The organism is Hwangdonia lutea, assembly GCF_032814565.1.
In the GTDB taxonomy this organism is placed as follows: domain Bacteria; phylum Bacteroidota; class Bacteroidia; order Flavobacteriales; family Flavobacteriaceae; genus Hwangdonia; species Hwangdonia lutea.
Map to the genome: position 1 here is coordinate 579173 of NZ_CP136521.1, position 13811 is coordinate 592983.

Below are 13811 nucleotides of genomic sequence, written 5' to 3' on the forward strand. Positions count from 1 at the left end.
TCTAATTAATATGAGTTAAAAACTTTTGCAATATGGGGTTTCTATTCTTTTTATTCCAGATGACCGAAAGCACGGTTTTTTGAGGGATTTTTGTCAATTCAATAAATTTCACCCCTTTTATATTTTGATTTTGAAGCGATTTTGGTACGATGGAAATCCCGAATTCATTTTCAACCAATTTATAAATGGAACTTGCATGAATGGTGTTATGCGCAATAATGGGGGTAAAACCATTATCGTCAAAAATTTGCATCACTTTTTCGAAATACGAAGCGCTATATTTTGAATCAAACAGAATAAAAGCATCGTTTTTAAACTGTTTGAGGTTTTTAAAATTGGTAGCGTTTATCGGATGATTTTCGGGCAACACCAAGCAAAAATGCTCTTTTAAAATGGGTTTTATCTGTAAATCCCTTGGTACGCGTTCCAAACGCACAAAACCAATATCAATATCGTGCGATAGCAAACTATCTATTTGTTTTTGGTTGTCCAATTCTTTTAAACTAAAATGCGCATTGGGGTTTTCTGTTCTAAATTTTAACAATAAATTTGGTATAATTTCTTGCATGGCAGAGCCTACATAACCAAATTTTAAATCGCCACCAATACCATCATTTAACAATTTGGCTTGATTAAAAATTCGGTCTAAATCTTTTAGATGCTGAGTGAGTTCGGTTTTCAAAAATTGTCCGGCTTTTGTTAATTCCACTTTTCTGTTGTGGCGCTCAAACAATTTAATGCCTAAATCATTTTCCATCTGTTTTATTTGTCGGCTTAATCCAGGTTGCGAAATAAACAGACGTTCTGCGGCTTTTCTAAAATGTAAATCTTCCGCCACAGCAATAAAATATTTAAGATGCCTTAACTCTAATTGATGCTTCATGATTATTAATTAACAACATTATTAATCTTAATAAGCATCAAAAATAAGAATAACTTTGTTAACACATCAATTACAAAAAAATCATGTTTAAATACGGAATAGAACATCTTACAGTTGATAAAGCCATCGCCATTGCAAACGGGACGCTACACGCTGGAATTACTGAAGATGTTAAAAACAATATAAAAAAATGTCGACAAAATGTTGAAACTATTGCCAGTTCAAATAAGGCTGTGTATGGCATAAATACAGGTTTTGGGCCATTGTGCGACGTTCAAATTTCACCCGAGCAAACCAGTAAATTACAAGAAAATTTGTTGATTACCCATGCGGTTGGTGTTGGAAACCCGATTGACAAGCAACTTTCTAAAATCATGATGATTTGCAAAGTACATGCCTTATGCCAAGGGTTTTCTGGCGTGCGATTAGAACTTATTGAACGCATTATTTATTTTATTGAAAACGATTTATTACCCACTGTCCCCGAGCAAGGTTCGGTTGGCGCTTCGGGAGATTTAGCGCCCCTAGCCCATTTGTTTTTACCCTTATTGGGCGAAGGCGAATTTTGGGTTGGCAACAGCATTAAACCTACTAAAACCGTACTAAAACAACACGGTTTAAAACCGATGACATTGCAAGCCAAAGAAGGTTTAGGGTTAATAAACGGCACGCAATTTATTTTGGCGCATACCATTATCGGGTTAAAAAAAATGGCATATTTGCTTGATTTGGCTGATGTGTCCGGAACGATGAGTTTGGAAGGTTTTCAAGGAAGTGCTTCGCCTTTTAAAGAAGCCTTGCATAAAATTCGTCCGTTTAAAGGGAATATAAAAGTAGCCGAACGCATAAGAATGTTTTTGAAAGATTCTCAAAATCTTGAAAATCATTTTAAATGCGAACGCGTGCAAGACCCTTACTCTATGCGCTGTATGCCACAGGTTCATGGTGCTTCAAGAAATGCCTATTATCATTTGAATGAATTGGCTGAAATTGAAATGAATGCAGTTACCGACAACCCAATTATTTTAAGCGAAACCGAAGCTGTTTCTGGTGGAAACTTTCACGGACAGCCCTTAGCTATGGCTCTAGATTACGCATCCATTGCAGCCTCGGAACTCGGAAATATAGCCGACAGACGTTGTTATTTATTATTAGAAGGCAAATACGGATTGCCACGGTTATTAACCGAAGCTGGTGGCTTAAACTCTGGATTTATGATTCCGCAATACACTACAGCGGCGCTAGTAACCGAAAACAAATCCTTGTGTTTTCCGCCATCGGCAGATAGTATTCCAACCTCTTTAGGGCAAGAAGACCATGTATCAATGGGCAGTATTTCTGGGCGTAAATTCAATCAAATTTTAGATAATATTGAAAAAATACTAGCCATAGAACTCATGTACGCCGCACAAGCTCTGGAATTTAGAAGACCCAATACGTTTTCAGAAATCATTGAACAAAATTTTAAAATGATAAGACAAAAAGTTGCTAAACTAGAAGACGATCGGGTTTTAAAGCACGACATTGACGCATTAATTACTATGGTGAAAAATCAAGTTTTTATTGTAAATTAATACATTCTAAAAAATGACTTTTAAAGACCACATATTACAAGGCATACCTACGGAATTACCAGAAAAACGCGGGTATCCAAAAGATGCCAACAGAGCACCAAAGCGAAAAGACATTTTATCTAAAGCAGAAAAAAAGCTCGCTATTCGTAATGCTTTGCGGTATTTCCCTAAAAAATGGCATCGCGAATTGGCTGTTGAATTTGCCCAAGAATTGCTAGATTTTGGGCGTATTTACATGTACCGTTTCAAACCAAACTACAACATATACGCGCGAAATATAGCTGAATACCCTGCCAAATCTAAGCAAGCAGCAGCCATTATGCTGATGATTCAAAACAACTTAGACCCTGCCGTGGCACAACATCCCGAAGAATTGATTACCTATGGCGGTAATGGCGCCGTGTTTCAAAACTGGGCGCAGTACCTTTTGGTAATGCAATATTTGGCAACCATGACCGATGAACAAACTTTACATCTGTATTCCGGTCATCCCATGGGTTTATTCCCTTCTTCCAAAAACGCACCACGTGTTGTGGTAACTAATGGCATGGTAATACCCAATTATTCGCAGCCGGACGATTGGGAAAAGTTTAACGCCTTAGGTGTTTCGCAATACGGACAAATGACGGCGGGCTCCTTTATGTATATCGGTCCGCAAGGTATTGTTCACGGCACGACGATTACCGTTATGAATGCCTTCAGGAAAATTCTTAAAAAAGAAGAAACTCCCGCAGGAAAAATATTCTTAACTGCCGGATTGGGTGGTATGAGTGGCGCACAACCAAAAGCAGGAAATATAGCGGGCTGCATTACCGTTTGCGCCGAAGTGAATGCCAAAGCGGCAACAAAAAGACACGAACAAGGTTGGGTTGATGTTTTAATTGATGATATGGACGAATTGGTTTTCAGAGTAAAACAGGCTCAAGAAAATAACGAAGTGGTTTCGATGGCTTTTATCGGCAATATTGTTGATGTTTGGGAGCGTTTTGATGAGGACGATATTTATGTGCATGTTGGCTCTGATCAAACTTCGTTACACATTCCGTGGACAGGCGGCTATTATCCAGTCGATATGTCGTACGAAGCGTCAAACCGATTAATTCGTGAGAACCCAAAACTTTTTAAAGAAAAAGTGCAGGAGACGTTGCGTCGTCATGCAGCATCCATAAATAAACACACTAAAAAAGGCACGTATTTTTTCGATTATGGAAATGCTTTTTTATTGGAATCATCAAGGGCTGGCGCTGATGTGATGGCTGAAAATGGCATCGATTTTAAGTACGCATCCTACGTACAAGATATTTTAGGCCCTATGTGTTTCGATTATGGTTTTGGACCTTTCCGTTGGGTTTGTACCTCGGGAAAATCAGAAGATTTAGATAAAACCGACGACATAGCAGCAACGGTTCTCCAAGAAATTATGGAACATTCGCCTGAAGAAATTCAATTGCAAATGCAAGATAATATCACTTGGATAAAAAACGCAAAACAAAACAACATGGTTGTGGGTTCGCAAGCGCGTATTTTATATGCCGATGCCGAAGGACGTACAAAAATTGCCAAAGCGTTTAACGATGCCATAGCGAAAGGTAACATTGGCCCCGTGGTGTTGGGACGCGACCATCACGATGTTAGCGGTACCGATTCGCCTTTTAGGGAAACCTCAAATATTTACGATGGCAGTAAATTCACGGCAGACATGGCCATACACAACGTTATTGGCGATAGCTTTAGAGGTGCCACTTGGGTATCTATTCACAATGGCGGTGGCGTAGGTTGGGGCGAAGTTATTAACGGCGGTTTTGGTTTATTATTAGATGGAACTCCCGAAGCCGAAGCCCGTTTAAAAAGCATGCTGTTTTACGATGTAAACAATGGTATTGCTCGCCGAAGTTGGGCAAGAAACGAAGAGGCTTTATTCGCCATAAAACGTGAAATGGAACGGACTCCCAATTTAAAAGTCACTATTCCCAATTTAGTAGAAAATGATATTATAAACGATTTATTTTAATGACCACACTTTTTAAAAATATTAAAGAACTCATTCAAGTACGCGACAAGCAAATCGATTTTGTCGCTGGTGCGGAAATGAAGATTTTACCAACTATTAAAAACGCTTTTTTAGTGGTTGAAAACGGATTGATTTCAGATTATGGAAAAATGGATGATTGTCCGAATGCAGAATTTGACACCGTAGTTGATGCCACAGGAAAAATGATTTTACCCTCGTGGTGCGACTCGCATACCCACATTGTTTATGCGGGAAATCGAGAAGGTGAATTTGTGGATAGAATCAACGGACTATCCTACGAAGACATCGCCAATAACGGTGGCGGTATTTTAAATTCAGCAAAAAAACTTCAGGAAACTTCAGAAGACGATTTATATAATCAAAGCAAAACACGCTTAGAAGAAGTGATTCAATTAGGCACGGGAGCTGTTGAAATTAAATCGGGTTACGGCTTAACTGCCGATGCCGAATTAAAAATGCTTCGTGTAATTAAACGCTTAAAAGCAGCATATCCTATTGAGATAAAGGCCACTTTTTTAGGCGCGCACGCGGTTCCTTCAAACTATAAAAATAATAAAGCTGGCTATCTTAAAATGTTAATTGACGATGTGATGCCTAAAATTTCCTCAGAAAACCTCGCAGAATACGTCGATATTTTTTGTGAAAAAGGATACTTTTCGGTAGAAGACACCGAACTTATTTTAGTAGCAGGCAAAAAACACGGGCTCACTCCCAAAATACATGTTAATCAATTTAATGCCATTGGCGGTGTGCAAGTTGGTGTAAAATACAATGCGCTATCTGTAGATCATTTAGAAATAATGCGAGACGAAGATATTGCGGCTTTAAAAAACACCAAAACCATGCCTGTTGCTTTACCGAGTTGCTCCTATTTTTTAAGTATTCCGTACACTCCGGCAAGAAAAATGATTGATGCTGGCTTACCGTTAGCTTTAGCAACCGATTACAACCCGGGTTCAACACCATCGGGTAACATGAATTTTGTAATATCTACGGCATGCATCAAAATGAAAATAACACCCGAAGAAGCCATAAACGCTGCCACTATAAATGGTGCCTATGCCATGGGATTGGAACAGCAAGTTGGTTCCATCACCAAAGGGAAACTGGCTAATTTCATTTTAACAAAACCTATTAATTCTTATGGTTTCATTCCGTATTCATTTGGAAATCATCACATAGAAAAAGTTTACTTAAAAGGATTGGAAGTTGAATAGTTAATAAAATAATCACTTACAACTTAATATTTAAAATAAGCTATCTGAAAAGCGAATGTCCTGTGTCAAACTGAGCGCAGTCGAAGTTTTAATGCATTGAAAACAAAAGCATTTCGACGGCGCTCAATGCGACATTTAGAGAAGAAATTAACTTTTTAGACAGCCTCTCTTTCTTTATAAAAACTCCAATTTTCAAACAAGTTTGATGACATTCTTTGTGCCATTCGATGTAATCTTATAAAACATAGTATTATGAGACCATTGAGCCTTTTTTTAGTTGCAATCCTTTCCTTTTCATCTTTATTTTCCTGTAATTTTACTAATCCAAATAACGAGGTTGGTAACTTAAATCTTGATCATGGCTATAATTATCAAAATCAAGAAAAAAACACTACGTCATCTCAAAACGGATTAAAATACCATAATATTTACGATGATGGAAACGGCATGGTAATATGTCGAATGCCATTACCAGAAAACTGGAAATACAACGCCGCAAAAAATGCTGAAATAACCATTACCGCGCCCAATAATATAAAGGTAAACAAAACCGAAACCTATAATTATGCCTATGCCAATGATGCATACTCGTTGCAAACGCTTCAAATGGCCAACAATCCTAACGTTCAAGTTTCTCCCGTTTACACGCTTCAACAAATACTTCAGAACAATATTGTACCCTCGGCAAAATCGCAGGGCTATAAGCTTATCAAAAGCTATCAAATGCCGAGGGTTTTACAGTTTTGGAACCGGTTTGATTCTGGCATGCTAAAAACAGGCAGCAACAGACGCTACCATGTTTTAGGTACAGATTGGGCAGACGCTAACGGCAACAGATCTTGCATTATTTTAGTACAATCTATAATAGCCAAAGGCAACTTTACAAGCTGGACTTTGCAATCTACCGAACTGGAAGCGCCAGAGCAGCATTTTGAAACAGCAAAGGAAGCCTATATTCTTTCTGTGGCCAACACACAAATAAACATGTCATGGCAACAATACAAAAACAAAGCGCTTTTACAAAGTATTAGACACAATGAAGCATATTGGGCAAATGCCACCAAACAGAGTCAAATAGCACACAACCAACGCATGCGTGCCATAAATTCTAGAGGAAATACCACGCGGTCCGTTGGCAAAACGTATAGCGATATTTTAGATATTAATCATGCGGGGTTTTTAAAACGAAGTGACATGAATAGTGCCGGACAATCGAAAACCGTTAATATGATTGGTGAGCGTGCAACAATTTCAAACATGGCAACTGGCGAACGCTATAATGTTGAAGATGGCAGTAAATATTATTGGGTAAATACCAATGGCGAATATTTTGGGACAAACAATACGTTTTACGACCCAAGAACCGATAACAGAATAAACAACCAGGAATGGCATCAATTTGAAGTTGAAAATTAATATATGATGACATTTTAGTTTTACTACGATGTATTAAAAATAAACCTAAAAACAGTATCAAATGAAATCAATAAAACTATACGGTATTTTATTTATTATTTTAAACGTGCTATCATGCAGCTCAGATAATAATGGCGATAACAACCAAAACAATCTAGCAAACTATACCCCTAGAATAAATTGCACGAGCAATACCGTTATAGGGCCAATCGCTGCTTATTGGGATTATGGCAACAGTGTACCGCCACCATTAGCACAAGTGCCCATTTTAGCCAACCCCGGAACACAGTTTATACACAGTCAACATCCGTATTTGGGACTAACCATTCCGCAAGGTTATACCGCTTTGGAAGACACGGACCAGTTTACCGCTCCATTAGGCGTTAACATTATTAGAAACGGAAACAACGCCGCACTTTGGCGGTATGTACCACTATCTACTTATCCGCTTAATTTTACAGTAGATGACATTATTGCCCGCGAAATAAACGATAAAATGTTTGCCTTTTACGGGGCCAACGGTAATAATTTTGAGGTATTGTGCGAAAACAAACCGCCTCTAATTAGCGAAAACGGCATTACCAGGGTATTTAGCTCCCGTTTGATTCGCTTTGGTAATTTTACGGGACTCGTTTGGGTTAATGTTACGGCAGTTCAAGGATTGCCTACGCTTTCGGTGGCTTCATCAGTTTCAGCGGGTCCAACCAATGAATTCGACAACTTGGTGATGGATGTGTTTTTACCACTAAGCTTTCAATTGTTAGTTAGCGATAGAACCACACTTTCCGATAGAGATAACGATGGCACTCCAGATATTTTTGACAGAGAGCCCGATAATCCTGATGTTCAATAATTAAAAAAAAATCAATAAAAATGAAACATACGTTAATCAAACAAACAACCGCTCTATTTTTAATGGTAATTTTCAACATTACTTTTTTTGCCTGTAGTAAAGACGATGCCAATACCAAACAAGAAGAAAATCCCGGGACACAAGTATTCGTTGCAGGCATAAACCCAGTAAGTTCCCAATTAACCATTCCAGAATTATGGGAAAACAATGTGGCCAAAAACCTAACCAGCTCCAACCAATCGGGCATTGCCTATTCTGTTTTTGCATCCGGAAACGATGTCTTTACGGCAGGGTTGGAATACAACGGCAGCGTAAACATTGCCAAATTATGGAAAAACGGTGCGGCCACAAACCTAACCGACGGCACAAAAAACTCTGGGGCATATTCCGTTTTTGTTTCCGGCAACGACCAATATGTTGCTGGTTTCGAGGAAGGCGCCATTGGGCTTAACGCCAAGATCTGGAAAAACGGTGTGGTTACCGACCTATCCAACGGCATCCAATCCAGTGCCAATGCGGTTTTTGTTTCAGGTAACGATGTATATGTGGCAGGTTGGCAAGTTCCTGCAAATACGGCCGGTGGGCAGTTTATTGCCGTACTATGGAAAAACGGTGTAGTCACAAGCCTAACCGATGGTACCAAATATGCTGGGGCAACCTCTGTTTTTGTTTCGGGCAGCGACGTATACGTTGGCGGTTTTGAATACAATGACAACCAAAGCAAAACATTGGTGGCCAAGATATGGAAAAACGGCACTGCCATAGATTTGACCGATGGCTCGAAAAACGCTTTAGTGGAATCTGTTTTTGTCGATGGTAACAACGTATATGCGGCCGGCATGCAAAATACCGGCAACCAATTTGAAGATGCCGCGACAATATGGAAAAACGGTGTTGCTACCAAACTTACCGATGGCACCAAATATGCCAGGGCAAATTCCATATTCGTTTCCGGTAGCGATGTGTACGTAGCCGGAGTTGAAAGCAATGGCACTAACAATATCGCCAAAGTGTGGAAAAACGGTACGGCCACAAGCTTGAGCAGCAACAACGGATACGGTGTCGCACATTCGGTGTTTATAAAAATTCCAAATTAAAAAATTATGGACCAAAGCATATTTTTGTAATAAATATTTTGAAAAAAATGACTTAAAAAGTTGATAAACGAATTCTTATGGCATTGAACGATGTAGTATTTGTATTATTTTAAAATAGTTGTATATTTCTTGTGAATTGCTGCAACTATGGGACAAGCCTACAGACTTGAACATCAAATACAACTTCTCGATGCTATTAAAAGTAATAATTCTATTGCTTTAAAAGGATTATATATTGCAAATTATCCTAAGGTTGAAGCCTTAGTATTAAAGAACAGTGGCACTGTGGCACATGCTAAAGATATTTATCAAGAAGCCTTTATAACCGTTTGGCAACATGTGAAAAACGATAAGTTCGTACCACAAAACGATACCGCTTTACAAGGTTATTTATACAGAATTGCAAAAAATAAATGGATTGATGTTTTAAGATCCAAAGCTTTTAAAAACTCAAAATTATTAAATATTGAAGCCTTGAAAGTTATTAAAAATGATGATATCGAAAATGATGACTTTGAAGATAAAAAGTTAAAAATAACCATGGATGCCTTTAAAAATTTAGGCGAACCCTGTAAATCGCTTTTACGTCAATTTTATTTTGATAAAAAATCAATGCAAGACATTGCAAACGAATTAAAGCTAGATCCCGCATCGACAAGAAATAAAAAATACCGATGTGTAAAAAAACTACGCGAGTTGGCTTTAAAAATTAATATATAGTAATGAACCCAAATATTAACATATCCCAAAAACTACTAGAGACCGTTGAGCAATATCTCAACAAAACTTTGGATGCCGACAAACTTAAAGCATTCGAAGACAGACTTAAAAATGATTTGGAATTTAAAACCCAAGTAGAAGACATAAAAACAATGCTACTTGGTATTGAAGCACAGAGCTTAAAGGAAACCTTAGACGATTTTCATAAAGAAACCAAAACGGCTCCACATAATATTACAAAACGTAAAACGGCAACTAACAAATCTTTATGGAACTTCGGAAAATTCGCTGCGGCAGCTGCTATCATTATTGCCGTGGGCAGCATTTGGTTTTTTAGCCACTCGCCCAACCAAAACCTTTATGCCAAATATTTTAAACCCGATCCGGGTTTGCCAACAACCATGAGCAGTACAGATAACTATGATTTTTACGATGCCATGGTAAACTATAAACGTGGCGACTATGCATTGGCTATTGATAAATGGCAAACGCTTTTAACTCAAAAACCTGAAAACGACACGCTAAATTATTTTATAGGTGTGGCTCATTTGGCCAATAAAAATGAAACCGAAGCCATTCCTTTTCTAGAGCGCTCGGTATTATCAGAAGATGCATTTCCATTAATAAGCGACGCATACCACTATTTAGGATTGGCTTATTTAAAAGACGGCAATTTAACATTGGCTAAAAAAAATTTCGAACTCAGTCAATCTGAAGCCAGTAAACAAATTATTATAGAACTGAACGATTAAACTATTAATCAGATGATTAGGTTATTAACATACTACAAATATGTCTTTTTTATTAGCCTTTTCATGTGTACCACAACATTACAAGCGCAGAATAAGTCGGTTTTTAATACTCAATATATCGATCAATTAATTGAAAATGATTCTTTGGAAAAAGCAGAAAATGAACTACACATTCAAACCCAATATTATACCAACAACAAACAATACGATTCACTTTCAAACCTTGTATATTATCACGGAAGAATAGCGTTATTAAAAGGTGACAACGATTTTTTTCATAAAAGCAAAACGGCCCTCGAAAAATTAAAATCCCTAACCAATAACCCTGACGATATATATAACGCTTACGCGGACATGTCTACCTTAACGGTTGATAACGGCATGTATCAAGAATCATATGATTTTAACAAACTAGGTTTCGAACAGGCCGAAAAATCATCTACCGATCGTTTAAATAAAATGGCGAAAAGAGCTTACGGACTCTCAAGCACATCGTATTTTATGAGGAAATTCGATTTGGTAAAAAAACACGGACTTGAAGCGTTTAAAATCAATCAAAGCAATCCTAAAGCCACGGCCACCAATGTATATAGCGCCTGCAATATTGTAGGTTTGATGATGCAAAACGAAAATAAATTAGACAGTGCTTTATATTACTACAACAAAGGTTTTGATGCTTTAAAAAACACCAAGGGCAGCCTTAACGAGCGCTATTATTACCCCGCTGTATTAGCTGGAAATATGGCCATTATTTATATGAATCAAGGGAAATTTAGCAAGTCTTTAAAAATTCAAGAAAATGCCATTCGCAATTATAAAATTTACATAGATTCATCGGCAAAAAGCTCAAACATGAGCAATGTTAAGTACAACTACCTAGCTATAATTAACGACATGGGTAGCAATTATGTAAAGCTCGGACAAGTTGAACGCGCCCTTAATTTATTTGAGTATAATTACAAAAAAGCCAAAGCATATTTTCCTGATAACAGCATTCAACAAATCATTTTTATCAATCAGTTTGCCCAAGGAAAATGGGTGGCCCACGATGGCGAAGAAGCTTTAAGGCTTATTAACGAATCTTATAAAAAGTTTAAAAACATTTCTGAAGATTATGCGGGTTACATGACTTATGCCATGGGGACAAAAGCCAATATTTTAGAAAACATGGACAGTATTGCAGCCGCTTACGATGCTTATCAGTTAAGCGATGCCTTATTTGAAACCGTTAGTCCTGGAAGTTATAGCCACGACCGGCTTACAAAACTTCGGGAATCGGCATTATTTTATTCCAGAAACGGCTATGAAAAAGAGGCCAACATAGCCACAAATAAGGTGTTGGAAGTTGTAAATAAAACAGCTACTCAAGAAGATTTGGAAACCATAAAGGCCAATAATTTGATGGCCGAAGTTCAATTTAATCTCAAAAACTACAACGCTGCTATTTCATGGTCTGAAAAATCCTTAGCGCTTTTAGAAAAAAACAAGGCCCTAAAAAGCACCGATTCCGCGTACTGGCAAACCCTTAAGGCAATGCCCTTGTTATACAAAAGCAAAGCTACTTACAAACGTATAGATACCACCAATGTTAAAGCTGTTTCAGATATTTACAACACGCTTAAAAACTCCATTGATATTTTAAATACATCATCATCAAAATATATTTCGAACGTTGATAAAAGTGAGCATTTATCAAAAATGAAACCTGTTCTAAACTTCACCATGCAAATCAGTCTTAAACTTTATGAAATGACTAAAGATAGCCTGTATTTAGAACAGCTCATTTCCATGCACGAATCAACACTATACAGTCGCATCCGGTCAAAATTATCAATCAGGGAAAACATTCAATTTAAAGATGTGCCCCAAGATATTCTTGAAAAAGAAAACACCTTAAAAAACACTTTAAAACGGCTAAGAAACGATATTAATCTGGACGAAAATTCCATCCAACAGTTTATTAATACCAATAATGAATGGCTTATTTTTTTAGACGATTTAAAAAAGAAGTACCCAAAATATTATAATATGCGGTACAAAACCATAAAACAATCGTTGGGCAACATTCAAAATAACATCCCGAAAAACACCACTGTTATCAGATATCTTTACATAAACAGCAACCTATATGCGTTTATTGCCACGGAAAAATCTACGGCGCTTTATAAATTAAATTCGGAAAATTTAGAAGCACAAATTCAATTGGCGTCAAATAATATTACAGAAAAAGATTCTTCAAAAAAAGCATTACATCAACTTTACAAACAGCTTTGGGAACCGTTTGAAACTAAAATTACAACTAAAAATATTATTATTATTCCTGATGGCGCTTTATTTAATTTAAGTTTTGAATGCTTAACCTTCAAGGAAATTAACTCCTTTAAAGAATTGGAAACTAATAGTTTACTTTCAAAATACAGTATTTCTTACAATTACAGCTTATTACTGGTAGACAATAAAAAAACGGTTGATTATCAAAACGATTTTATAGCTTTCGCCCCAGAATTTAACGATAAAATGAAGACGGATTACAAGATAGCTATTACCGATTCTATCGCCATTGATAAAACCTATTTAAAATTAATTCCGCAGCCTTTTAGTGTCGATTTAGCCAAAGAATTTTCGCAGCTTTTTAACGGTACATCTTTTATTAATGAAAAAGCTTCAAAACAAATTTTTAAAAACGAAGCCAACGAACACAAAATCATCCATATTGGCACGCATGCCGAATCTAATAATATTACTCCGGAATTGTCGCGTTTGATTTTTGCAAAAAATGATGATAACGAAGACAACTCGCTTTACACCTACGAGATTTATAACGAAAATTTAAATTCCAATCTAGCCATTCTAACAGCTTGCGAAACGGGAAAACCAACCTTTCAAGCCGGAGAAGGCATGATATCGTTAGCACATGCTTTTAATTATGCCGGTAGCGAGAGTATTTTAACCAGTCTGTGGAAAATTGATGAGCAGTCGAGTGCCAAAATTATTGAACTGTTTTACAATAATATAAAAAACGGGCTTCCAAAGGATAAAGCGTTGCAACAGGCTAAATTGGATTATATAGCCCAAGCCGAAGGCCGAACCGTAACACCGCAGTATTGGGCGGGGTTAGTGCTTATTGGCGATGTGTCTCCTATAGCTTTGCAGACAGATTCCAACACTATATTTTATTGGCTTTTTGCTATGCTGGGGCTTGTATTATTAATTGTATTAGTCCGCAAATTGAAAACAAAAAATAAGAATTAGTTAACCCATTTAATC

10 protein-coding genes are annotated in these 13811 nt (G+C 37.2%); 9 read left to right on the top strand and 1 reads right to left on the bottom strand.

From position 1 onward, the window contains the following. Position 1 precedes the first annotated feature (1 nt). A complete protein-coding gene (locus RNZ46_RS02515; protein ID WP_316983818.1) occupies positions 2-883 on the bottom strand; it encodes a LysR family transcriptional regulator in 882 nt (293 codons plus the stop codon). A gap of 83 nt (positions 884-966) precedes the next feature. Here RNZ46_RS02515 and hutH point away from each other — a divergent pair, with 83 nt between their 5' ends. The 9 genes from hutH (at position 967) to RNZ46_RS02560 (ending at position 13796) form a co-directional block, all read left to right on the top strand. Beyond that, positions 967-2457 (top strand): histidine ammonia-lyase, encoded by a 1491-nt coding sequence (gene hutH / locus RNZ46_RS02520; RefSeq protein WP_316983819.1) that lies wholly within the window; start codon positions 967-969, stop codon positions 2455-2457. 13 nt (positions 2458-2470) lie between these two features. Beyond that, a complete protein-coding gene (gene hutU / locus RNZ46_RS02525; protein WP_316983820.1) occupies positions 2471-4468 on the top strand; it encodes a urocanate hydratase in 1998 nt (665 codons plus the stop codon). After that, positions 4468-5706, top strand: a complete 1239-nt coding sequence (gene hutI / locus RNZ46_RS02530; protein WP_316983821.1) for an imidazolonepropionase — start codon at positions 4468-4470, stop codon at positions 5704-5706. The genes hutU and hutI overlap by 1 nt, the downstream gene beginning before the upstream one ends. 252 nt (positions 5707-5958) lie before the next feature. After that, positions 5959-7122 carry a hypothetical protein gene (locus RNZ46_RS02535; RefSeq protein ID WP_316983822.1) on the top strand — a complete coding sequence of 388 codons (1164 nt, stop codon included), beginning with the start codon at positions 5959-5961 and terminating at the stop codon, positions 7120-7122. A 61-nt stretch (positions 7123-7183) separates the two neighbouring features. Beyond that, complete coding sequence (locus RNZ46_RS02540) at positions 7184-7975, top strand: hypothetical protein (RefSeq protein ID WP_316983823.1); 792 nt, start codon at positions 7184-7186, stop codon at positions 7973-7975. 20 nt (positions 7976-7995) lie between these two features. After that, positions 7996-9072, top strand: coding sequence for a hypothetical protein (locus tag RNZ46_RS02545; RefSeq protein WP_316983824.1), 1077 nt, complete (start codon positions 7996-7998; stop codon positions 9070-9072). Positions 9073-9219: 147 nt separating this feature from the next. After that, on the top strand, positions 9220-9792 hold the full coding sequence (locus RNZ46_RS02550; protein ID WP_316983825.1) for an RNA polymerase sigma factor: 573 nt from the start codon (positions 9220-9222) through the stop codon (positions 9790-9792). Positions 9793-9794: 2 nt separating this feature from the next. Further along, positions 9795-10544, top strand: a complete 750-nt coding sequence (locus RNZ46_RS02555) for a tetratricopeptide repeat protein (RefSeq protein WP_316983826.1) — start codon at positions 9795-9797, stop codon at positions 10542-10544. 63 nt (positions 10545-10607) lie between these two features. Then, positions 10608-13796 (top strand): CHAT domain-containing protein, encoded by a 3189-nt coding sequence (locus RNZ46_RS02560; protein ID WP_316983827.1) that lies wholly within the window; start codon positions 10608-10610, stop codon positions 13794-13796. The last annotated feature ends 15 nt before the right edge of the window (positions 13797-13811 follow it).

What these genes read in the sequence shown, in the direction of transcription:
- RNZ46_RS02515 (WP_316983818.1), bottom strand. Translation starts at nt 883, where the DNA reads ATGAAGCATCAATTAGAGTTAAGGCATCTTAAATATTTTATTGCTGTG.
- hutH (WP_316983819.1), top strand. Translation starts at nt 967, where the DNA reads ATGTTTAAATACGGAATAGAACATCTTACAGTTGATAAAGCCATCGCC.
- hutU (WP_316983820.1), top strand. Translation starts at nt 2,471, where the DNA reads ATGACTTTTAAAGACCACATATTACAAGGCATACCTACGGAATTACCA.
- hutI (WP_316983821.1), top strand. Translation starts at nt 4,468, where the DNA reads ATGACCACACTTTTTAAAAATATTAAAGAACTCATTCAAGTACGCGAC.
- RNZ46_RS02535 (WP_316983822.1), top strand. Translation starts at nt 5,959, where the DNA reads ATGAGACCATTGAGCCTTTTTTTAGTTGCAATCCTTTCCTTTTCATCT.
- RNZ46_RS02540 (WP_316983823.1), top strand. Translation starts at nt 7,184, where the DNA reads ATGAAATCAATAAAACTATACGGTATTTTATTTATTATTTTAAACGTG.
- RNZ46_RS02545 (WP_316983824.1), top strand. Translation starts at nt 7,996, where the DNA reads ATGAAACATACGTTAATCAAACAAACAACCGCTCTATTTTTAATGGTA.
- RNZ46_RS02550 (WP_316983825.1), top strand. Translation starts at nt 9,220, where the DNA reads ATGGGACAAGCCTACAGACTTGAACATCAAATACAACTTCTCGATGCT.
- RNZ46_RS02555 (WP_316983826.1), top strand. Translation starts at nt 9,795, where the DNA reads ATGAACCCAAATATTAACATATCCCAAAAACTACTAGAGACCGTTGAG.
- RNZ46_RS02560 (WP_316983827.1), top strand. Translation starts at nt 10,608, where the DNA reads ATGTGTACCACAACATTACAAGCGCAGAATAAGTCGGTTTTTAATACT.